18 protein-coding genes are annotated in these 20,634 nt (G+C 71.8%); 3 read left to right on the forward strand and 15 right to left on the reverse strand.

Going from position 1 to position 20,634, the window contains the following annotated elements:
- Positions 1-333: 333 nt before the first annotated feature.
- Together O7618_RS17540 and O7618_RS17545 are read right to left on the reverse strand one after the other, a co-directional pair.
- Positions 334-1,593, reverse strand: coding sequence for a PP2C family protein-serine/threonine phosphatase (locus O7618_RS17540; RefSeq protein WP_278107172.1), 1,260 nt, complete (start codon positions 1,591-1,593; stop codon positions 334-336).
- A gap of 57 nt (positions 1,594-1,650) precedes the next feature.
- Complete coding sequence (locus O7618_RS17545) at positions 1,651-2,196, reverse strand: GNAT family N-acetyltransferase (protein WP_278107174.1); 546 nt, start codon at positions 2,194-2,196, stop codon at positions 1,651-1,653.
- Between the two features lie 51 nt (positions 2,197-2,247).
- Between O7618_RS17545 and O7618_RS17550 the strand changes: the two genes are divergently transcribed.
- Complete coding sequence (locus O7618_RS17550; protein WP_278107175.1) at positions 2,248-3,090, forward strand: YhjD/YihY/BrkB family envelope integrity protein; 843 nt, start codon at positions 2,248-2,250, stop codon at positions 3,088-3,090.
- Between the two features lie 10 nt (positions 3,091-3,100).
- Here O7618_RS17550 and O7618_RS17555 read toward each other — a convergent pair whose 3' ends face one another.
- Together O7618_RS17555 and O7618_RS17560 are read right to left on the reverse strand one after the other, a co-directional pair.
- Positions 3,101-4,267: an alkaline phosphatase PhoX gene (locus tag O7618_RS17555; protein ID WP_278107176.1), complete on the reverse strand. Its 1,167-nt coding sequence runs from the start codon at positions 4,265-4,267 to the stop codon at positions 3,101-3,103.
- 91 nt (positions 4,268-4,358) lie between these two features.
- Positions 4,359-4,778, reverse strand: coding sequence for a 50S ribosomal protein L7/L12 (locus O7618_RS17560; RefSeq protein WP_278107177.1), 420 nt, complete (start codon positions 4,776-4,778; stop codon positions 4,359-4,361).
- A 68-nt stretch (positions 4,779-4,846) separates the two neighbouring features.
- Between O7618_RS17560 and O7618_RS17565 the strand changes: the two genes are divergently transcribed.
- Positions 4,847-6,442: an NAD(P)/FAD-dependent oxidoreductase gene (locus O7618_RS17565; protein WP_278107178.1), complete on the forward strand. Its 1,596-nt coding sequence runs from the start codon at positions 4,847-4,849 to the stop codon at positions 6,440-6,442.
- Positions 6,443-6,494: 52 nt separating this feature from the next.
- On the opposite strand, the gene O7618_RS17570 is transcribed toward O7618_RS17565, so the two are convergent.
- Both O7618_RS17570 and O7618_RS17575 read right to left on the reverse strand, forming a co-directional pair.
- The gene (locus O7618_RS17570) at positions 6,495-7,130 is read right to left on the reverse strand and encodes a TMEM175 family protein (protein ID WP_278110054.1); all 636 of its coding nucleotides are present in this window, start codon (positions 7,128-7,130) and stop codon (positions 6,495-6,497) included.
- Between the two features lie 108 nt (positions 7,131-7,238).
- A complete protein-coding gene (locus O7618_RS17575) occupies positions 7,239-8,819 on the reverse strand; it encodes a Rieske 2Fe-2S domain-containing protein (protein WP_278107179.1) in 1,581 nt (526 codons plus the stop codon).
- Between the two features lie 260 nt (positions 8,820-9,079).
- On the opposite strand from O7618_RS17575, the gene O7618_RS17580 reads away from it, so the two are divergent.
- On the forward strand, positions 9,080-9,304 hold the full coding sequence (locus tag O7618_RS17580; RefSeq protein WP_278107180.1) for a DUF2631 domain-containing protein: 225 nt from the start codon (positions 9,080-9,082) through the stop codon (positions 9,302-9,304).
- 76 nt (positions 9,305-9,380) lie between these two features.
- Here O7618_RS17580 and O7618_RS17585 read toward each other — a convergent pair whose 3' ends face one another.
- From O7618_RS17585 to O7618_RS17625, 9 genes are all read right to left on the reverse strand, one after another.
- Positions 9,381-10,577, reverse strand: coding sequence for a DivIVA domain-containing protein (locus O7618_RS17585; RefSeq protein ID WP_278107181.1), 1,197 nt, complete (start codon positions 10,575-10,577; stop codon positions 9,381-9,383).
- A 22-nt stretch (positions 10,578-10,599) separates the two neighbouring features.
- On the reverse strand, positions 10,600-11,745 hold the full coding sequence (gene rlmN / locus O7618_RS17590; protein ID WP_278107183.1) for a 23S rRNA (adenine(2503)-C(2))-methyltransferase RlmN: 1,146 nt from the start codon (positions 11,743-11,745) through the stop codon (positions 10,600-10,602).
- Between the two features lie 104 nt (positions 11,746-11,849).
- Entirely contained in the window at positions 11,850-13,112 is a 1,263-nt protein-coding gene (locus tag O7618_RS17595; RefSeq protein WP_278107184.1) for a phosphatidate cytidylyltransferase, read from the reverse strand.
- Between the two features lie 259 nt (positions 13,113-13,371).
- A complete protein-coding gene (gene frr, locus O7618_RS17600) occupies positions 13,372-13,929 on the reverse strand; it encodes a ribosome recycling factor (protein WP_278107185.1) in 558 nt (185 codons plus the stop codon).
- Positions 13,930-14,014: 85 nt separating this feature from the next.
- Positions 14,015-14,782, reverse strand: coding sequence for a UMP kinase (gene pyrH / locus O7618_RS17605; protein WP_091064271.1), 768 nt, complete (start codon positions 14,780-14,782; stop codon positions 14,015-14,017).
- Between the two features lie 153 nt (positions 14,783-14,935).
- Complete coding sequence (gene tsf, locus O7618_RS17610) at positions 14,936-15,763, reverse strand: translation elongation factor Ts (protein ID WP_278107186.1); 828 nt, start codon at positions 15,761-15,763, stop codon at positions 14,936-14,938.
- A gap of 126 nt (positions 15,764-15,889) precedes the next feature.
- On the reverse strand, positions 15,890-16,759 hold the full coding sequence (gene rpsB / locus O7618_RS17615; RefSeq protein WP_278107188.1) for a 30S ribosomal protein S2: 870 nt from the start codon (positions 16,757-16,759) through the stop codon (positions 15,890-15,892).
- A 366-nt stretch (positions 16,760-17,125) separates the two neighbouring features.
- Complete coding sequence (locus O7618_RS17620; RefSeq protein ID WP_347405380.1) at positions 17,126-18,136, reverse strand: hypothetical protein; 1,011 nt, start codon at positions 18,134-18,136, stop codon at positions 17,126-17,128.
- Between the two features lie 1,901 nt (positions 18,137-20,037).
- Positions 20,038-20,616, reverse strand: a complete 579-nt coding sequence (locus O7618_RS17625; RefSeq protein ID WP_278107190.1) for a hypothetical protein — start codon at positions 20,614-20,616, stop codon at positions 20,038-20,040.
- Between the last annotated feature and the right edge of the window lie 18 nt (positions 20,617-20,634).

Genomic DNA, 20,634 nt, shown 5'->3' on the forward strand with positions numbered 1-20,634 from the left:
TCTGTGCCGGCGTCCCCCGTCGCCTTGATCGACTCCACTTCCCCGAGGTGGTGCCGTCCGAGCACTTTCCATAGCGCCACCTCGGTGAGCTGGTGTGGATCATGCGCGCTCAAGCCGGCGGTTCCGGCGCCTCCTCGTCGAGCAGGTCGGCCGGGTCGACGCTGAACTCGAATGGCTGCCGCATCACAAAGTTGGGTCCCGGCCGCCGCGGCGGCCAGAGGACGGTAATCGTCGTCCAGGGCTCACCCCCTCAGCGGGTAATCGTGCTAGCACCCACCCTAGCGGCGCTGCCCCGCTCCGCCCGGATCGCACACGTTGTCCGTCGCGGCCTGCTCAGGAGATGACGCCATCGCGTCGCGCGCCGTAGACCCCGGAGCGGCCACCGGTAGCGGCGAGGCGTTCCAGGTGCCCCAGCGGCAGGTGCGGCGGCTGCCACTCCAGGAACAGGGCGGTGGCGTCGTCGTCGAGCTGGTCCTGCTGGTAGGCGAGGACCGCCCGCACCAGCCGACGCATCGTCTCCGGGCTGGGCAGCCGGTCGTTGAGCGCGCGCTCGACGAAGTCGACGAGCCGGTCCCGCCCGAACCGTTCCCCGTCGTCGCCGCGCGCGTCGGTGATGCCGTCGGTGTAGGCGAGGACCCGGTCGCCCGGATGCAGCGCCTCCTCGTGCACCCGGGGACGCCGCCCGGAGAGGTTGCCCAGGCCGAGCGGCAGCGCGGTCGGCCCCGGCAGCGCCCGGACCGCCTTGCCGTCGCGCAGCAGCAGGGCGCCGGGGTGGCCCGCGTTGATGGTCCGCAGCCGGCCGGTCCGCCGGTCCAACTCGGCGAGCAGCGCGGTGGCGAACAGGCCGTGGTGCTCGGAGCGCACCCACCTGTCGATGCTGATCGCCGTGTCGACCAGGTCGAGGCCGGTACGCCGGGCGTTGCGGTAGGCGCTGACCACGAGCGAGGCCAGGGCGCTCGCCTTGATGCCGTGCCCACAGGTGTCGAAGAGCCCCACGCTGAGCACGTCGCCGTTGAGCGCGTAGTCGAAGACGTCCCCGCCGACGTCGTAACACGGTTCGAGGATGGCGGTGATCACCAGATCGTCGGTCGCGAAGGTCAGCGGCGGCAGCAGCCCCCAGACGATCTCTGCGGCGACCTGCATCGGCAGGCGGCGACGCATCCGTTCGACCACGTCGCCGTAGAGCCGGCGGTTCGTCAGGAGTTGCGCCACGTTGACCGCCACCTCCCAGGCGGATCGGTCCAGCGCGGGGTCGCCGGCGGTCGGTGACACGACCTCCAGCACCCCCAGCCGTTCGCAGCCGAGCAGCAGGGGCACCCAGAGCCGGTCCGGGTTGTCGGGCGCGCGCTGCACGTCGAGGGTGGTGAACGCCCGCCCGGCCAGGGTCGTCTCGATCGTCTGCTCGTCGCGGGTCGGGCCGGCGCCGAGCAGAGGTACGAGGACGGACTGCGTGTAGTCGGCCAGGTAGATCACGATCTCGGTGGCGCCGACCGCCGGCGCGGCCCGGTTCACCAGGAGCGACAACTCGTCCGGCCCGCCCCGGGGTGCGTTGAGTTGCAGCCAACGCGCCGCGTCGCCGCCGTCCAGCACCACCGCACCTCCCCCGGGTCCCCACCACCGTAGGGAGGCCGGCGGCAAACCGCCAACGTGCTACGCGGGGAGGTCCAGGACGAACGTCTCCAACTCGGCGCCGCCGTACCAGTCGGTGCGCACCCCGAGATGGGTCATCCCGAGCCGCCGGGCCACCGCCATCGACGGCTCGTTGCCCGCCATCACCACCGCGAACACCCGCTCGGTGCCGGCGGCGAACTCCCGCTTTAGCACCGCCCGGGCCGCCTCGGTGGCGTAGCCGTGGCCCTGGGCGTCCGGGTGCAGGTGCCAGCCGACCTCGATGTCGTCGGTCGGGGTGACGCCGTCGCGGCCGGGCAACGGCTTCAGCAGCACGCTGCCGGCCGCGCAGCCCGCGGCACGGGGTTCGATGGCCCACAGACCCCACCGGCCGTCGTAGGGGGCGTTGCGCTCACGCCAGGCGCGCACCCGCTCCAGCGCCTCGCCCGGCTGGGTCATCCGCCCCTTGCCGCCGCCCAGCCAGCGCATCACCTCCGCGCGGGAGTAGATGTCGTAGACCCGGGCGAGGTCGTCGGGTGACTCGGTCCAGTCCCGGACCACGAGCCGCTCGGTCGAGGCGATCATCATGACGCCGGATCGTAATGCGTGACGCACCGGCCCAGGGGGAACGAGGGGGCGATGGGCGACGGCTGGCAGCGCACGAAGCGAATCACCTCGGCGGCGTTCCGGCCGGTCCGGGGCCGGGACCTCTCGCTGCACGCCGCCGCGATCACGTTCTACGGCGCGATCGCCGTGGTCCCGGTGGCGCTGCTGGCCATCTGGCTCACCGGGCTGCTCGCCGGCGCCGACCGGGTGCGCCGGCTGACCGGGTACGCGATCGACACGCTGCCCACCGAGATCGGCGCGCACCGGGCGGTGGCCGCGCTGGTCGAGGCCGGGTTGGGGTTGACCCCGCTGCTGGCGCTGGCCTCGCTGCTGCCGGCCTCGCTCTACGGCGAGGGGCTGCGCCGGGCGTTCGTCTCGGTGGCCGAGCCGCGCGCCGAGTCCGGCGCGCTCGTCGGCTGGCGCGGCCGGCTGCTGCTGCTCCCGCTGCTCGCCCCGGCCCCGGCGCTGCTGCTGTCGATCCTGCTGGCACTGCCGCTGACCACCCGGCTGGTCCGCCAGGGCGGGTGGATCGGCGCGCTCGGCGTGGTGCTGTCGTTCCTGGCCGTGTGGCTGGTGCTCACGCCGGTGCTGGTGTGGGTGTTCCGGGTGGTCGGGCCGGCCTCCCCGGACTGGCTCGCCACGCTCGGCATGGGCTCGTTCACCGCCGCGAACCTCTCCGGCTTCCTGCACGGGTTCGTGCTGTTCTGCTCGCTGCCGCTCAACCTCGGCGTGCCGTTCGGCGGGTTCGACGAGATCGGCGGCGGGGTGGCCGTGCTGCTCTGGCTCTACCTGTTCCACGTGATCGTGCTGGCCGGCTACTCGGCCACGCTGGCGCTCAGCCGGTGGCGGGCCGCCCGGGAGGCGGCCCGCGCCTGAGCGGCGCGCGTCAGCGCCGGAACGGGCCGCGCACCTCATAGGTGATGCCGCCGCTGCCGGCCTTGGCGCCGCTGATGCCGCGCTGCGACGAGAAGTAGAGCCGACTGCCGTCCGGCGAGAACGCCGGGCCGGTGATCTCCGAGGTCGGCTGCCCGAGCAGCCGCGCGAACGGCGTCACCACCCCGGCCGGCGTGATCATGTTGATCTCCATGTCGCCGCCGTCCTCGGCCACGTAGAGGTCGCCACCGGCGGTGCCGGTGATGTTGTCCACCCCGGTCAGCGGCGCCGCGCCGGCCTCCACCAGCGAGTCGTCGTACGCCAGGTCGAGCCGCTGCCCCACCGCGTCGTACGCCCACACCCGGTTGTCGCCCTTCGTGGTGAACCAGCAGGTGTCGTCGGCGTACCAGCAACCCTCCCCGCCGTCGAACACCTGGGCGGCGCCCACCTGGTAGCGGGTGGGCACCGGAAAACCGTCCCGGTCCGGCACGTCCTGCCAGGTCACCGGGCCGGTCACCTGGCCCGACCGGGCGCACAGCACCTGCAACCGGCCGGTGCGCAGGTCGCCCCAGGCGTCCGGAGCGAAGCGGTAGAAGCGGCCGTCCGGCTCGTCCTCGGTCAGGTAGACCACCTGCCGGACCGGGTCACAGGCCGCCGCCTCGTGCTTGAAGCGACCCATCCGGGTGCGCTCCTCGCCGGAGCGGCCACCGGCCGGCCAGGTCTCGAAGACCCGACCCAACGGCACCTCCTCGCAGGAGAGCCACGTCCCCCACGGGGTGGGTCCGCCCGCGCAGTTGGTGTTGGTGCCGCTCAGGATCCGGTAGGCGGCGGCGACCGAGCCGTCGGCCGCGAAGCGCACCGCCGAGGCCCCACCGACGAGCGGGACCTCCGAGTTGGAGACGTAGATCCAGCCGTCGCCGGCCGGGAAGCAGGCGCCACCGTCCGGCGCCCAGTGCCAGACGTACGAGGTGCCGGGCACCCGCTGACCGGAGCGGGCCACCACCCGGCCGGTGAAGCCGGCGGGCAACTGGAGGCCGTTGGCGTCGGCGGCGAGCAGGTCGCCGTAGGGGCCGGGGCCGGGCTGGGCGGGCGCGGCCGGGGCGGCGGCGGCCCAGAGACTGCCCGCGAAGGCGGTGCCGCCGGCGACGGTCACGGCGCGCAGGACGGTACGACGGTCCATCGGTTGACCTCCCCGAGACGGTGGCTCTCCCCCGACGGTAGACCCGCCATGGCATCGACCGCTGCCGCTCCCCGGTGAACGCGGGGTGACCTCAGAGCCGGTCCACGTACCGTTTCGCCTCCGCCAGCGACCAGCCGGTGTGCTCCCGGACCAGCTTGACCGCGTGGATCTTCTTCCCGCGGTGGGTGAGCCGGGTCGCCTCGGCGCGCACCGCGTCGTCGAGGTCGGCCGGGCCGGCGGGTCGGGCCGGCGGCACACCGCCCGCCCGCAACGCGTCGACCGCCTGCTTCGCCTCCAGCAGCGGCAGCCCGGTCTGCTCGCGGAGCAGCTTCACCGCCTCGACGGTCCGCCCCTCGCGGGCCAGCCGGAGCACCTCCCCCTGCCCGCCGCCGGTGGCCGGGTCCGGGGCGAGCAGGTCGCGGGGACGGCCGGCGGGGCGCCGGAACACGAACAGGAGCAGGAGCAGCATGGCGATCACGGCCAGGAGCACGAACTGGGGACCCTCGGGCATGCGCGCCACGGTAACGCCCGACCGCGAACCCTCCCGCCGCCGTCCACCCGCCAGTAGGCTCCGGTCCCATGAATGACGGGAGTGAGCTGCCGGCCCGCGCCGACGTCGTCGTGGTCGGCTCCGGGCACAACGGCCTGGTCTCGGCGATCCTGCTGGCCCGCGCCGGCCTCGACGTGCTGGTGCTGGAGGCGGCCGAGGTACTCGGCGGGGCGACCCGCACCGAGAACCCGTTCCCGAAGGTGCCCGGCCTGCGGCACTCCACCGGGTCGTACCTGCTCGGGCTGATGCCACCGGAGCTGCTCGCCACGCTCGACGTGACGATCCCGGTGGTGCGCCGCGACCCGCACTACTTCCTGCCCACGCCGGGCGGGCCCGGCTCACCGTACCTGCTCTTCGGCCGCGACGGCGCGGCCACCCGGCGGCAGCTCACCGAGATGTTCTCGGCGGCCGACGTGGCCGCCGACGACGCGCTCCAGGCCGAGCTGGCCCAGCTCCGCGACGACCTGGCGCCGGCCTGGCTGGCCGAGCCGCTGCCGGTGGAGGAGACCGCCGAGCGCTACGTCCGGCCGGCGCTGCGGCAGGTCTTCGTCGACCTGGTGCGCGGCTCGGTCGCCGACCACCTGGCCCGCTTCGACTTCCGCTCCGAGCTGCTGGTCAGCATGTACGCGGTGACCGACGGCCTGTCCGGGCTCAACGCCGGCCCGGACGACCCGGGCACCGGCCACAACTTCCTGGTGCACAACATGTGCCGGCTGCCCGGCTCGGACGGCACCTGGATGATCGCCGAGGGCGGGATGGGCACGGTGTCGCGTACCTTCGCCGACGCCGCCCGGGCCGCCGGTGCCCGCATCGTCACCGGCGCCCCGGTCACCGCGATCACGCTGGACGGCGGCGCGGCGTCGGGCGTGGTGCTGGCCGACGGTCGCGAGGTCGGCGCCCGGGTGGTGCTCGGCGCGTGCGACCCGTACCGGCTGATGGAGCTGCTGCCCGACGGCGCGCTCCCGGCGGAGCTGGGCGCGCGGATGACGGCGGCCCGCCGGCCCGGCACCACGCTCAAGCTCAACCTGGCGCTCACCGGGCTGCCCCGCTTCTCCTGCCTGCCGGCCGACGCGCCGAGCCCGTTCGGCTCCACCATCCACCTGCTCCCCGGCTCCGACTCGCTGGTCGGCGCCGGCGGCGCGTCGCCGATGGCCGCGCTGCGCGGCATGTGGGCCGACGTGCGGGCCGGACGGCTGCCGGACGAGCCGACGATCGAGTGGTACCTGCACACCACCGTCGACCCGTCGTTGCAGGACCCCGCCGGGCACCACTCGTCGGCGATGTTCGTCCAGTCGGTCCCCTACGAGCTGGCCGGCACCACCTGGGACGCGGCGCTGCCCGGCTACGTGGAGAAGCTGATCGCGATCTGCGAGCGGTACGCGCCGGGCGCCGGTGACCTGGTCGCGGACGCGGTGCCGCTGCCGCCGCCCGGCATCGAGGCCCACTTCGGCATCACCGGCGGGCACATCCACCACGTCGACAACACGGTCTCGTTCACCGACCGGATGCCGTACGCCACCGGCGTTCCCGGCGTCTACGCCGGCAGCGCCGGCTGCCACCCGGCGGGCAGCGTGATCGGCGCCGCCGGCCACAACGCCGCCCGTCGCATCCTCGCCGACATGTAAGGAGGGGCCCCCTGTTAACGCCTCCGGTAGAGCAGGGGCCCCTTCTAACACCTCACGACGAGGCGGCCTCCTGGCCGGCGCGCGGGAGATCGCCCGGGCCGCGGATGACGTAGAGGCCGACCAGCAGCAGGTACGCCAGCAGGCTGAGGATCGGGTCGACGAACACCACCGCGAACGCGACCAGGTAGAGCAGCGGACCGAGCCGGAAGCGGCGCGCCACCGCCCGGGCCAGGCGCGGGTCGAGATCCGGGTGCAGCAGGCCACGGCGGCGCGCCCACCACCAGCTCAGGTTGAAGAAGAGCGCCTCGCCGAGCACCGTGCCGACATAGAGCGCGGCGGTCAACCGCTGGTCGCCCGGCGTGCCACGCAGGTTGTCCGCGAGCAGGTTCGCGGTGAACGGGATGGCCGCCACGAACATCAGCAGCAGCAGGTTCAGCACCAGCAGCATCTGGTCCACCCGGCAGACGTACCGCCACATGTTGTGGTGGGTCAGCCAGACCTGGCCCACCACCGCGAACGTGATCACGTACGCCAGGTAGGCCCGCCACTCGTGCGCCAGCGCGGCCGGCAGCCCGTGGTCGTTCGGGGCGTCCGGGCCGAACTGGAGCAGCTCGACGGCCATCAGCGTGAGCACGATGGCGATCACCGCGTCGCTGAACGCCTCCACCCGGGAGGCGTCCCGCGCCATCTCGCTGCTGCGACCGAACCGGTACCCCGGCTCCCGGTCCGCCCCCGTCACGCCGCCCCCTCCACGACCAGATGGTCGCGCGCCGGGGGCGGCGGCGGGGCGAAAACGTCAGACGATCGCTTCCCCGGCCGGCGCCGGGGTCTCCTCGTCGGCGCGGTGGGCCCGGATCTTGTGCCCGACGCTGGTCAGGCAGCGGCCGCTGGCCAGGTCGAACTTCCAGCCGTGCAGTTGGCAGGTGAGCTGGTCGCCGTCGACGATGCCGAACCGGCTCAGGTCCGCCTTCAGGTGCGGACAGCGCCGCTGCACCACCCAGCCGTCGAGCGTGATGTCCTCGGCGTCGACCGCCCGCTCGTGCTCGTCGTACCAGCCCTCGGCGTACTGGAGGCGCTCCTCGGAGAGGCACTTGAAGAACGCGTAGACGAACTCGTTGTACTGGCCGATGCGGGCCGCGGAGAACCGGCAGGAGAGGAAGAGCGAATTGACCCAGTCGACCTCGCCGATGTGCAGCAGGTGCTCGACCAGCGCCCGCTCGGTGCGGAACCGGTAGCGGACCTTCTCGTCCGCGTACGGCCGGACCTCCTTGCCCGGGAAGTCCACCACGATGGATTCGACGTCGTTGCCGTCGTAGCCGACCAAATCGAACCGGACCGGACCGCCGACGCCCTTGGCCAGGTAGATCGACTCGTCGAGCAGCGGCTCGATCCGGCGCTTCATCTCGCCCAGCACGTCGACCTCGGGGTGCCGCCAGGACGCCTTCTCGGCCTCGATCACGCCGCGCTTGCGTTCGCGCATCTCCTCCAGGTGGGCGACCTTGTTCGCGAAGAACTCCTCGACCGGCACCGGGTGGGTGGTGGTCGTGCCCTCGGTGGTGACCTCGGCGACGCTGCCCGGCAGCAGCACGATGCCGTTGGTGCCGCCGACCTTCGCATATTCCGACAGGAACACGGACTGGTCGGGGAAGATGTTGCCCTCGTCGCCGAAGATGTCGTTGAACTGCCACAGCTCGTCGTCGAGGAAGCACGGCGGCCCGGCGATCGGGAAGACGTTGTCGGCCTTCAGGTCGTCGATGTAGCGCCAGGTGCGGTCGAACTGGCGGTCCCGCTTCTGCTTGCCGAACGCGGTCTTCGCCGACTGCGGCAGCTCGTAGACCATCGGGTACCAGATCGCGCCGGAGAACTGGAGCATGTGCGCGTGCACGTGGCCCAGCTCGGCGAAGACGGTCAGGTCGGTGGGCCGGGCGTCGTTCTGGTTGAGCAGGCGGACGCCGTCGTACTCGACCCAGAGCGACGAGTCGCCGATCGGGCCGTCGGTCGGGCTGGTCAACGCCTGGATCATGATCTTCAGCCCGCCGGGCAGCTCCACGACCTGCTCGTTCGGGGCCTTCAGGAACTTGGTGAAGCCCAACTCCCGCAGCTCGTCCTCCATCTCGGAGGTGGGGAACTCGGGCAGCAGGACGGTGGCGTCCTTCGAGATCACGTCGCGCAGGTGCTTCGCGTCGAAGTGGTCCCGGTGCAGGTGCGACACGTACAGGTAGTCGACCTGACCCAACGTCGCCCAGTCGAGTTGGGAGTTGTCCGGGAAGGGGAACCACGAGGCGAAGTAGGCGGGGTTGACCCACGGGTCGCACAGGATGCTGCCCGCGGGCGTGTCGATCCGCATGCTGGCGTGGCCCGTACCGGTCACTCGCACCGTAGTCCCCCTCGAAAAAGGCATCAGGCGTACGCCCCGACGCTACCGGAGACAGTGTCGCCGCCGTCCCGCGACGCCCGTAGTGCCCGTCGGCCCGGCCGGGACAGGCCCAACGGCCCGGGCCGGGCTGCCCGCCTCCGCGCGCCGGCCGGCGTCGCCCGCGCGGGTCATCCGCGTCCCGTCCGGCCGGACCCTGCGCCGGGCCCGCCAGGGGGCGTGCCAGACTAGCCGGAGATCCGATCGCGAGGGAAGGACCGACAGTGGCAGGAGACGAGCCGGTAACCGCGCCAGATCAGCACAAGCCGGGGCACCGCAAGTCCGGGCGGATCGGTGCGGTGGTGTCGGCGGTGGCCCTGGTGTTGATGGCGCTCTGCGGCACCGAGCAGGGCCGGGTGGAGCGCATCTGGCTGTTCGGGATCGCCGCGCTGCTGCTCGCCATCGTCATCGGCGACGCCGTGCTGCGCCGCAACGGCCTACGGTCCTGACGCACGGCGCCAGCGGTACGCCGAAAGGGCCCGCCCCCGCGGAGGGGGCGGGCCCTTTCGCTGTGTCCCGGGTGGGTCAGCGGCCGAGCAGGATGTCCTGCACGTCCTTGAGCGCGGCGTCGACCTCCGCCTCGAAGTAGCCGCCGGGCACCAGCCCGAAGCGCAGCGTGTCGAGGTCCTTCGGGTTCACCGGCATCGCGTTGCGCCCCTGCATGCCGCCGAGCAGCGTCTCGAAGAACCGGTCGACCTGGTCCGGGTCGTAGCCGCTGCCGAAGCGGCGGACCTGGAAGCTGCGTCGGATCTGGTCGACCCGGTGCAGGTCGCTGCCGGGCGGGCCGGCCATCGGCGGCCCCACCATCGGCGGGCCGGCGGCCGGCGGACCGACGAGCGGCGGGCCGGTCATCGACGGGCCACCGCCGTAACCGGAGTCGGGCGGGCCGTAACCCGCATCCGGCGCGCCATATCCCTGCTGCGGCAGGGCCGGCGGGCCGGCCGGACCGCGTCCGCGCAGCTCACGCAGCTCACGCTCGGGCATCCGGATCTCCGCGGTCATGTCGGCGCGACCGTGCCGGCCGGCCTCGAAGCCGTCGAAGCGGTCACCAGGGCCGCCGTACCCACCCTGGCCGGGCTCCGGGCCGTAGCTCCCGCCCGGGCCCGGGTCCGGCGGGCCGTAGCCACCGGGGCCGGCGTCCGGCGGACCGTAACCGCCCGGGCCGGCCGGCAGGCCACGCGGCGGCGGACCGCCGTGCCCGATCGGGGCGCCCGGCCCGGGGCCCATCGGGGGCGGACCGGCGGGGCCACGAGGCGCGTCGTAGCCGCCGCGCGGGGCGTCGTACCCGCCGGCGAAGGCGCCGGTCGGCTCGTCGTAGCGGTTGCCGTAGCGGTCGCCGGGCGGACCGGCCTGGGCCGGCATCTGCCGGGGCGGCATGGGCGGCTGGGGCACCGGGGACAAGCCACGGTCGTCGCGCATCGGCGGGCCGAGCCGGTCGGCCATCCGGGGATCGCCGCCCCGCCCGGCGGGGGCACCGGAGCGCTCCTCCAGCTCGGCGAGCTGCCGCTCGACCCGGTCGAGGTGCAGGTCGACCTGCCACTCGTCGTAGCCGTTGAACCGGACCCGGAAGACGACGTCGTGGACCTCCTGGGAGGCGACGGGCGCGCCGACCGGCTGGCCGTCGAGGGTCGCCTCGACCCGGTCCAGGAAGGCGTCCACCTCGTCGACCTTGTATCCCCGACGGAGCGCCTTCCGCCGGAAACGCTGACCCTGACTCGCCACTATGTCTCCTGGTCTCGTACCGCTACGCCGTTGCCGCGCGTGGGTCGCTGTCCGTGTCCTCGGCCGCGGCGAGCTGCCCACACGCCCCGTCGATCTCGCGCCCCCGGGTGTCCCGCACCGTGGTGGACACCCCGGCGTCGCGCAACCGCCGGACGAACTCCCGCTCGACCGGCTTCGGGCTGGCGTCCCAACGGCTGCCCGGGGTCGGGTTGAGCGGGATCAGGTTCACGTGGGCCAACTTGCCGGCCAGCAGCCGCCCGAGCAGATCGGCTCTCCACGGCTGGTCGTTCACGTCCTTGATCATCGCGTACTCGATGGACACGCGACGCCCCGTCGTGGCCGCGTAGTCCCACGCCGCGTCCAGCACCTCGGACACCTTCCAGCGCTGGTTGACCGGGACGAGTTCGTCGCGCAGCTCATCATCGGGGGCGTGCAGCGACAACGCAAGGGTCACCGAGAGGTCTTCGCTGGCCAGTCGGCGGATGGCCGGGACCAGCCCGACCGTGGAAACGGTGATGTGCCGCTGGGACAGGCCGAGCCCCTCGGGCGCCGGCGCCACCAGTCGGCGGATCGCCCCGACCACCCGGGCGTAGTTGGCGAGCGGCTCCCCCATCCCCATGAACACCACGTGCGACAGGCGCGGCGGTGAGCCGGCCACCGCTCCGGAGGCCGCCACCCCGGCCAGGTAGACCGCCTGGTCGACGATCTCCGCGGTGGAGAGGTTGCGGGTCAGCCCGGCCTGACCGGTCGCGCAGAACGGGCAGGCCATGCCGCAGCCGGCCTGGCTGGAGATGCAGACGGTGACCCGGTCCGGGTAACCCATCAACACGCTCTCCACCAGCGAGCCGTCGTGCAGCCGCCAGAGCGCCTTGCGGGTCGCGCCGTCGTCGCAGGCCAGCTCGCGCACCGGGGTGAGCAGGGTGGGCAGCAGCGTGCCGGCCAGCCGCTCGCGGGTCGCCGCCGGCAGGTCGGTCATCCGCTCCGGGTCGCGCACCAGGCGACCGAAGTAGTGGTTCGAGACCTGTTTGGCGCGGAACGCCGGTTCGCCCAGCTCGGTGACGAGCGCCTGGCGACCGGACAGGTCCAGGTCGGCGAGGTGACGGGGAGGCATCGCGGGCCGGCGGCCGCGGGCGTCGGGGTCTACGGAGATCAGCGGGAGGCTCGTCATGGCGCGTCCAGTCTGACACGGGTGCGGCCGGGCGCACCCGTCCGTGGGCGCCGAATCGCCCCCGACCGGCCGGTTGGCCCCGCTTCGCGGAGGTGATCCATCCCTCAGCCCACCACCGGCACGAAGACCGCGAGCAGCAGGTACGCCGTCGGCACCGCGAACAGGATGGAGTCGAGCCGGTCCATCAGGCCGCCGTGCCCGGGCAGCAGGTTGCTCATGTCCTTGACGCCCAGGTCCCGCTTGATCATCGACTCGGCGAGGTCACCGAGCACCGCCGCGCAGGAGATCGCCACCCCGAACGACGCACCCCACCAGGGGGCCACGTCGAACAGCAGCCACAGCAGCAGCGCGCTGCCCGCCGCGGCGGCGGCGACCGAGCCGGCGAAGCCCTCCCAGGACTTCTTCGGACTGATCTTCGGGGCCATCGGCCGCTTCCCGAAGGCCACCCCGGCGGCGTATCCGCCGGTGTCGGAGAGCACCACGGCCACCAGCGTGACCAGCACCCGCAGGTGACCGTCGTCGGGCGCGGCCGCCAGCAGGGCCGCGAATCCGGCGAGGAAGGGCACGTAGACCACGATCAGCGTGGCCGCGGTGAGGTCGCGCTGGTAGTTGCCGGGGCCGTCGCCCAGCCGCCAGATCATCGTGCCTAGCACGGTCACCAGCAGCCCGAGGCAGAGCGCGTCCGGGCCGGCGAACCAGGCCAGCCCGACCATGATCACCCCGCCGGCGACCAGCGGCACCAGCGGCGGGTGAGCGCCGCTGCGGCGGACCGCCCGGGCCATCTCCCAGCTGCCGATCGCCACGGCGGCGGCGAGCACGGCGAGGAACGCCGGCAGGAAGAAGAACAGCGGCACCACGATCGCCGCGCCGAGACCCGCGCCGACGCCGATCGCCGCCGGCAGGTTGCGCCCCGCCTTCGACGCCCGGGGCGCGGTGGTCGGCGGGCGTTCGGCGCTCGCCCGGCGGCGCCCCTTCGACCGGCGACCGGACGGCGGTTCGGGCGCCGGCTCGTCGCGTACCGCCGGGAGGTGGCCGGTCGGCTCGTCCCGCACCGGCGCGATCTGCGCGGTGGGGAACTCGTCCTCGGGCCGGTCGCAGCCGTCGGGGTGGTCGTCGTCGCGACCGCCCGGCGGCGGTCCGTCGTAGGACCGCGGTCCGCCGGGGTGCGGGTCCGCTACCGGGCGGGCGTACGCCCGCCGGTCGGCGGGCCGGGCGTACGCTCCGGCGTCGGCGGGCCAGGCGTCCGGGCCGGGGGCGGGCCGCTGCCACGCGCCGGGCTCCAGGTCGGTCTCCGGCCAGGGCAGGGCCGGGGCCGGACGGTCCCAGCCGCGCGGCTCGGTGCTGCCGTAGGGGTCGGGGTGGGACATCACGCACCGGCAGACGGTACGAAAGCCACCACATGACGCAAGACCAAGACCATCCCCTACCGGCTGAGACTTCCTGTTGACCGACCGACGGCCGGGCGACTCCCGCCGTTAACCCGGTGGTGGTCGCCGAATCGTGCCGAGCCTACTGCACCCGCCGGGCAGGCGAGGGTGGACGCCGGCCGGGCACGACGACGGCACCGGGCCGCCGCCCGGAGGCCGGGCGGCGGCGGCGCGGTGCCGTGCGGAGCACGCGGGCTGCTCAGACCTCGAGCAGCTCGGACTCCTTGTGCTTGATCATCTCGTCCACCGTGGTGACGAAGCGCTGGGTCAGGTCGTCCAGGTCCTTCTCCGCGCGCCGGCCCTCGTCCTCGCCGACCTCGCCGTCCTTGACCAGGCGGTCCAGCTCTTCCTTGGCCTTGCGCCGGATGTTGCGGACGGCGACCTTGGACTCCTCGCCCTTCTGCCGGGCGACCTTGATCATCTCCCGCCGCCGCTCCTCGGTCATCTGCGGCAGCACGATGCGCAACTGGTTGCCCTCGTTGTTCGGGTTGACCCCGAGGTCCGAGTCGCGGATCGCCTTCTCCATCGCATTGGTCTGCGAGTTGTCGTACGGCTTGATGATCACCATGCGCGGCTCGGGCACCGCGATGGACGCCATCTGCGGCAGCGGGGTCGGGCTGCCGTAGTAGTCGATGAGGATCCGGGAGAACATCGCGGCGTTGGCGCGACCGGTGCGGATCCCGCCGAATTCCTCCCTGGCGTGCTCGATGGCACGCTCCATCTTCTCCTCCGCCTCGAGGAGGGTGTCGTCGATCACCGGTCTCCTCGCCTCCTTCTGTCGCTCGTCGTGGGCTGTGCTCTCAGGCTGTGGCAGAGGACCGCTGCCGGTCCGGCGGAACCGGTCAGGCGGTGATCAGCGTGCCGATCTTCTCACCGCCGACGGCCCGGACGATGGTGTCGTCGCCCTGGGCGCCGAAGACCAGCATCGGCAGGCCGTTCTCCATGCAGAGGCTGAACGCGGCGGCGTCGGCCACCCGCAGGTTGCGGCGCAGCACCTCGGAGAAGGTGATCGAGTCGAGCTTGCTCGCCGTCGGGTCGATGCGGGGGTCGGCGGTGTAGACCGCGTCCACGCCGTTCTTGCTCATCAGCACCACGTCCGCGCGGATCTCCAGCGCCCGCTGGGCGGCCACCGTGTCGGTGGAGAAGTAGGGCATCCCGGCGCCCGCGCCGAAGATCACCACACGGCCCTTCTCCAGGTGCCGGATCGCGCGCAGCGGGATGTAGGGCTCGGCGACCTGGGCCATGGTGATGGCGCTCTGTACCCGGGTCTCGATGCCCTCCTTCTCCAGGAAGTCCTGCAACGCCAGGCAGTTCATCACCGTGCCCAGCATGCCCATGTAGTCGGCGCGGGCCCGGTCCATGCCCCGCTTCTGCAGCTCGGCGCCGCGGAAGAAGTTGCCGCCGCCGACCACCACCGAGACCTGCACGCCACGGCGGACCACGGTGGCGATCTGCCGGGCGATGCCCTGCACGACGTCCGGGTCGACGCCGATCGCGCCGCCGCCGAAGACCTCACCGGAGAGCTTCAGCACCACCCGGCGGGACCGACCGGGCGGCGGGGCGGTCGGGTCGTCCTCCGCCAGGCTCCGGTCACTCACAACCTGCGTCATCCGCCCCGCCCCTTCTCCCCGCGCAGCGCGCGGGCATCGCGTAACTGCCCCTGCCGACCCTATGTGACGAGGAGGCCGCGGTGCCTGTCGCGTACACCGGCGGCCTCCTCGTCGACGTTCCCCTGCGCCCGGGCCGGCGGCCCGGACGGCGGCTCAGGCCTGACCGACCTCGAACCGCACGAAGCGGGTCACCTCGATGCCGGCCTCGGCCAGCACCTGCTTGACGGTCTTCTTGTTGTCGGCGACCGCGGCCTGCTCCAGCAGGACGAAGTCCTTGAAGAAGGCGTTGACCCGACCCTCGACGATCTTCGGCAGCGCCGCCTCGGGCTTGTTCTCCTCGCGGGCGGTCTGCTCGGCGATGCGCCGCTCGGACTCGACCGTCTCGGCGGGCACCTCGTCACGGGTGAGGTACTTCGGCCGCATGGCGGCGATCTGCATCGCCACCCCACGCGCGTCCGCGTCGCCGGCCTCGTCGGTCTTGCCGGAGAACTGCACCAGCACGCCGACCGCCGGAGGCAGGTCCTGGCTCTTGCGGTGCAGGTAGACCGCGGTGGTGCCGTCGAGCTTGGCGAAGCGGTTGAGCACCAGCTTCTCGCCGATCTTGGCGGACTGCTCCTGGATCAGGTCGGCCACGCTCTTGCCGTCGATGCTGCTGGCGAGCAGCTCCTCGGCGTTGGTGGCGCCGCTGGTCACGCCGTGCTCGACGAGCTGCTGGGCGAGCGCGATGAAGGCGTCGTTCTTGGCGACGAAGTCGGTCTCGCAGTTGAGCTCGAGCAGCGCCTGGCCGGAGTGGGCGACGAGGCCGTTGGCCGCGGTGCGGCCGGCCCGCTTGCCGACATCCTTGGCACCCTTGACGCGCAGGATCTCCACGGCCTTGTCGAAGTCGCCCTCGGCCTCGGTCAGCGCCTTCTTGGAGTCCATCATGCCGGCGCCGGTGAGGTCCCGGAGCTTCTTGACGTCCGCGGCGGTGAAGTTGGACATGACTCTCTCTTCGGTGTCAGTGAGGTGGTCTGGGGTGCTGGTTACCCGGTTCCGGGCCGGTGCTGCCCGGCGTACCCGTCGCGCCCCACCGCCGGGAACCCGGACGGTGGGGACGCGACGGCGAGATCACTCGGCGGCGGCGGTCGCCGGCTGCTCGGCGGCGGCCGGGGCCGGCTGCTCGGCGGCGGCGGGCTGCTCGTCGGCCTTCTTCGGCTCCTCGAGCAGCTCGCGCTCCCACTCGGCCAGCGGCTCGTCGGCGCCGACCTGACCCGCCTCGGGCTTCTCGTCGCCGCCCCGGTTACGGCCGGAGCGGGCGATCAGACCGTCGGCGACGGCGGCGGCGACGACCTTGGTCAGCAGCTCGGCCGACCGGATGGCGTCGTCGTTGCCCGGGATCGGGAAGTCGACCTCGTCCGGGTCGCAGTTGGTGTCGAGCACGGCGATCACCGGGATGCCCAGCTTGCGGGCCTCGTCGACGGCGATGTGCTCCTTCTTGGTGTCGACGATCCAGACCGCGGCGGGCAGCTTCTGCATGTCCCGCAGGCCGCCCAGGGTGCGGGTCAGCTTGATCTTCTCGCGGGAGAGCTGGAGGGTCTCCTTCTTGGTGTAACCGGCGGCGGTGCCGCTCAGGTCACCCAGGGCCTCGAGCTCCTTCATCCGCTGGAGCCGCTTGTACACGGTCTGGAAGTTGGTCAGCATGCCGCCGAGCCAGCGGTGGTTGACGTACGGCTGGCCGACCCGGGTCGCCTGCTCGGCGATGGCCTCCTGGGCCTGCTTCTTGGTGCCGACGAACAGGATGCTGCCGCCGCCCGCGACGGTGGTGCGGATGAACTCGTACGCCTTCTCGATGTAGTCGAGGGTCTGGCGCAGGTCGATGATGTAGATACCGTTGCGCTCGGTGAAGATGAAGCGCTTCATCTTCGGGTTCCAGCGCCGGGTCTGGTGCCCGAAGTGCACACCGCTCTCCAGCAGCTGACGCATGGTCACGACGGCCATGGTGGGTACTCCTACTTTGTCCCTGGTTGTCCGTCCGGCCGGCGGCCGGACGCCTGGCGCCCGGTCGCCGGCCAGGGTGGGCCCGGGTGAGAGAACCGGGACCAGGGAGGCCGTCGCTCCACGGGAAGACCGTGAAGAGGACACGCGAGGTCGACCGCGCAAGGCGGTCGCCAGTTGACAAGTGTACGCGCCGTCTCCGCACCCCGGCCCTGGGGTGCGCGGTCCCCCTTGATCCACTCCAGGCCCGCCTGGGGGGCGGCTTGATCCACACCAGCTCGGGGAGGTGGCGGCATCACGGCGGCGGGGATGCCGCCACCTCGGCGTACCGGTGTGGATCAAGCGGGCCCGGGCGACCGCCCCGCGCGGTCAGCGGGCCGCGAGCGCGGCGGCGACGAAGAGCACCAGACCGACGGTCAGGTAGGCGGTCGGCGGGCGCAGCCAGCCGCGACTGCCGTCCGCGAGCGCCAACCCGCCGGTGCGCAGCCCGTACAGCCCGGCACCGAAGATCGGCAGCCCGACCACCAGGAACGTGCCCACCACGACGTGCGACGCCGACACCGGATCCCCGACCAGCCCGTGCAGCAACACCCGTAACGCCGGCACCTCCAGCACCACCACCAACGCCGCCAGCAGCACCGCGAGCGCCGGACGCCGGGTGCGGTACACGCCGTCACCGGGCGGCGTCCCCTCCGAGCGGGGCACCACCGCCGGCATCGGGCCGGTCGGCATCTCCAGCGGGTTCACCGGCGCCACCGGGTCCGCCCCGGCGGTCGGCCGCTCCCCCACCGTCAACGGGGTGGCCGCGCCCGGGCCCGTCCGACCGCCGAGGGAGATCTGCGTCCCCCCGGTCGTGGCGGGCTCGGCCGACCGGCCGGTGTCCACGATCGGGTAACCGCCAAGCGGGCCGGGACGAGCCGGATCGGGACTCCCGGCGAGAGCGTCGGCACCCCGCGCCCCCAGCCCGTACGGGTCGGTGCCACCACGGGCGCCCGCGAGCGGATCGGCCACGCCGGCCGACGGGTTCGCCGCCCCGCGCGACGCCGTGCCGAGCGCGTCGACGCCACTGCGGGAAGCCACGTCCTCACCACCGGCCGCCTCGCGGGCCGCCCGGCGGCCGGCGCGGCCCGGCAACTCCCCCGAGACCTCCGGGTCGTCCGGGCGCTGCGACCGCCAACCGCTGGTGTCGTCGACGAGCGGGTCGGCGGCGGAGTACGCGCCGTAGCGGCTCTCACCGGCGCGCTGCTCCGGGGCGCGGTAGTCGTCGTCGCGGTAGCGCGGCTCGCTGGTGGCGCGCCAGTCCGACTCGTAGCCGCGGTCGCCCCACCGCGGTTCCCGCTGATCCTCGGGGTAGCTGCGTCGTCCGTCCACGACCGGCACGTTATGCGACCGCCACCAGCGACGCCATTCGGGCCGGCCGAGCTGTCAACCCAGCTCACGGCAGACCTCGCACATCGCATCTGGTGATGGGTCGAGTGCAGGACGACAAGATGGATCGACACCCGTGTCCGCGCCGCATCAGGAGCCGGCGACGAATCCGGGCTCGGCTCTGACGCAGCTGCCCCGTTCGCAGGGTGAGAAGCGACCGCCCCGGCTGACAATCCAGCCGGGGCGGTCGCCGCAGGCGTGCAAAAGTTGCCGCTCACGCCGAGAGCATTCACGCGAGGGTTGGAGGTCTCACCGCCACCCCTCGGGCGCGGTCATATCAGCCTTGGCCATCGAGGCTGGCCCTCCCGGGAACCGATACAGACAAGGTCGGACGGTGCACGCACAGCCATATCAAGGCCCCGCTCCAGCGTGTCGCCCAGCAACCAGATCAAACCGGAGGAGAAGGCGACCATCCGCCCCGATCCCGATGCAAACACGTAGGAATAGCTTAGCCACCACGCCACAGGAAACACCTCCTCACCTATGACCGACTCGACTTCAGCCGCCTCGGATCGATGGTTTCGCCCCACCCCACCTGGATCGATAGTTAGCGGCTCCGCATTGGTGAAGTTTGGCCCCTCGCTATTAATTGGAGGTATGCGGAGACCGTGCAATGCTTCCAAGAATCCGATGGCCGGTGGATTGATCCGATAGCCCTCCCCGGCCAAGCCCGTGACAACCTCGATTATATCGACCTTTCGACCCCAGAACCAGCCGGATGCCTCAAGGGCGGCGATAACTGCGGACGGAAGTGAGGCGAAGTCAAGCGCCTTACCTTCAATTGACACTGATCACAAGCCCTCTCATCACTCGGGCACAGGCTCCGCATGGACGAGCAAGGTCGCCATGAGCCCCCTTCGCAGTGTCGCTGACGTGCACCACTGTCATTTGGCCTCCACGTACAGCCCCCGGCCCCTCTGCCGCATACGCTTTGGCCAGACATTGCATTTCGGCGCAGCCGAGGTGAGGGTGGTCAAAGCCTGAAAGCTCATCGCGCATTCCATCCGGAACACTGGTTTGAGACTTATTATGCGCACGATACGTAGCTCCACTCGGCGACACATATTCTGCAGCGAAGTCCGCTCCCTTGATCTCTGCTTTATCTGCCTCTTCCAGGAGCCCCTGTGACGGGGTGCAGTTGTGGACGAGCACCGGCGTGCCGCCGGAAACCACATAGTACGTGTGGGATTTTCACCCGGTCACGCAGTGTGACTTACGCGTTCATGGCGTTTCAACTGGCCTTTCGCGTGTGGCGCCTACTCGCCGCATCGACATCTATCAGGCCGACCGCGGCAACTTCGCCCAAGAGCCCGAACTCCTCCGCAGGCCCAGCAACGACGACCGGGCCCCGCAGCCCGCCAAGCGCCCACGCGGCAGCCGCAACCGCGCAGCCAAGCAGTGAGCCAGCCGGATCAAGGCCCTCGACCAAGATCCGACTGGCTCAAAACTGCTCTACAGGATCAAGGCGGCCCGGCGTCCGCCGGGCCGCGCGCACGCGCTACGGCCTACGGCCCCGCACGCCCGAACGAACGCCAAGATCCCCATCCGCGAGCTCAACGTCCAGCCAGAGCCGCGACGATCGCTTCACTGGTCGGCCATCAAGCCGGTTCCGGCGATCGACGCCACGCCGCTACGCGGGCGCAGCACCGAAGCGAGCAACAGCCATCGTCGAGGGGCCGCCGGGCAGCCCGACGCAAAACCCTGCATCCATACCGAAGATATCGATGTGAGCGGATACAACACCCGCACCCGACGGCAACCTTGACGGCAACACAGAGGGTCCACAGCGCCCTGCGATGCACATCGAGGTTCGATCACTACGTTCCGTGACGAGTTCGACTGAAAGCCTTCCGTCACAACTGCCCCTCAATCCCGAGCCAAGCGCGGACTTCCCGACGAATTTTTGGATCCGTCAAGTGATCGGCAATCCATGGCAGCGCGGACAAAATCTTCTCAACCCCCCTTAGCGCCGACGCTTGAGCATCAGGCTCCTGGCTTCCGGACTCGTAAGAAGCCCCGATAGGAGCGAAGAAAGATTCATCGGCGGCTAAGTACTGCCTTCTCCTAGCCTGAGCCGCTACCACTGCCTCGTCTCGCGGCAAGGGAACATGCTCCAGCGCCCAGGCCGCAGACCCGTCAGGCGTTAGCACGACCGGCAACTCACTAACCGGCACGTTGAGACGGACCGCTGCCGCCGCAAGCCTGAGCAACCAGTACGCCCCCAACGATGCATCAATATCGTGGCGTTCGACAGCCAGAATTGCAGCCATAGCACCGAGCTTCAGGTCGGATAAACGTTGAGAGTGATCAACGTTCCTTAGCGGACTCACGGCCGATTCGACCGACTCGAACAGCGCCTGCCACCACTGGGGCGATACCCGTCGGGGGAACCGAGCACGCAGCCACTCACCGAGTGAGTCGAGCGGGATCACCCGAAGTTCCTGCAACTC

It is taken from the genome of Micromonospora sp. WMMD980 (genome assembly GCF_029626035.1).
Classification (GTDB): Bacteria; Actinomycetota; Actinomycetes; order Mycobacteriales; family Micromonosporaceae; genus Micromonospora.

Coding starts and splice junctions, on each gene's coding strand:
- O7618_RS17560 (WP_278107177.1), bottom strand. CDS start 4,778: ATGCCCGAGGGTCCCCAGTTCGTGCTCCTGGCCGTGATCGCCATGCTG.
- O7618_RS17545 (WP_278107174.1), bottom strand. CDS start 2,196: ATGATGATCGCCTCGACCGAGCGGCTCGTGGTCCGGGACTGGACCGAG.
- rlmN (WP_278107183.1), bottom strand. CDS start 11,745: ATGACGAGCCTCCCGCTGATCTCCGTAGACCCCGACGCCCGCGGCCGC.
- O7618_RS17555 (WP_278107176.1), bottom strand. CDS start 4,267: ATGGACCGTCGTACCGTCCTGCGCGCCGTGACCGTCGCCGGCGGCACC.
- O7618_RS17570 (WP_278110054.1), bottom strand. CDS start 7,130: ATGGCGCGGGACGCCTCCCGGGTGGAGGCGTTCAGCGACGCGGTGATC.
- O7618_RS17595 (WP_278107184.1), bottom strand. CDS start 13,112: ATGTCCCACCCCGACCCCTACGGCAGCACCGAGCCGCGCGGCTGGGAC.
- O7618_RS17565 (WP_278107178.1), top strand. CDS start 4,847: ATGAATGACGGGAGTGAGCTGCCGGCCCGCGCCGACGTCGTCGTGGTC.
- tsf (WP_278107186.1), bottom strand. CDS start 15,763: ATGTCCAACTTCACCGCCGCGGACGTCAAGAAGCTCCGGGACCTCACC.
- O7618_RS17550 (WP_278107175.1), top strand. CDS start 2,248: ATGGGCGACGGCTGGCAGCGCACGAAGCGAATCACCTCGGCGGCGTTC.
- pyrH (WP_091064271.1), bottom strand. CDS start 14,782: ATGACGCAGGTTGTGAGTGACCGGAGCCTGGCGGAGGACGACCCGACC.
- rpsB (WP_278107188.1), bottom strand. CDS start 16,759: ATGGCCGTCGTGACCATGCGTCAGCTGCTGGAGAGCGGTGTGCACTTC.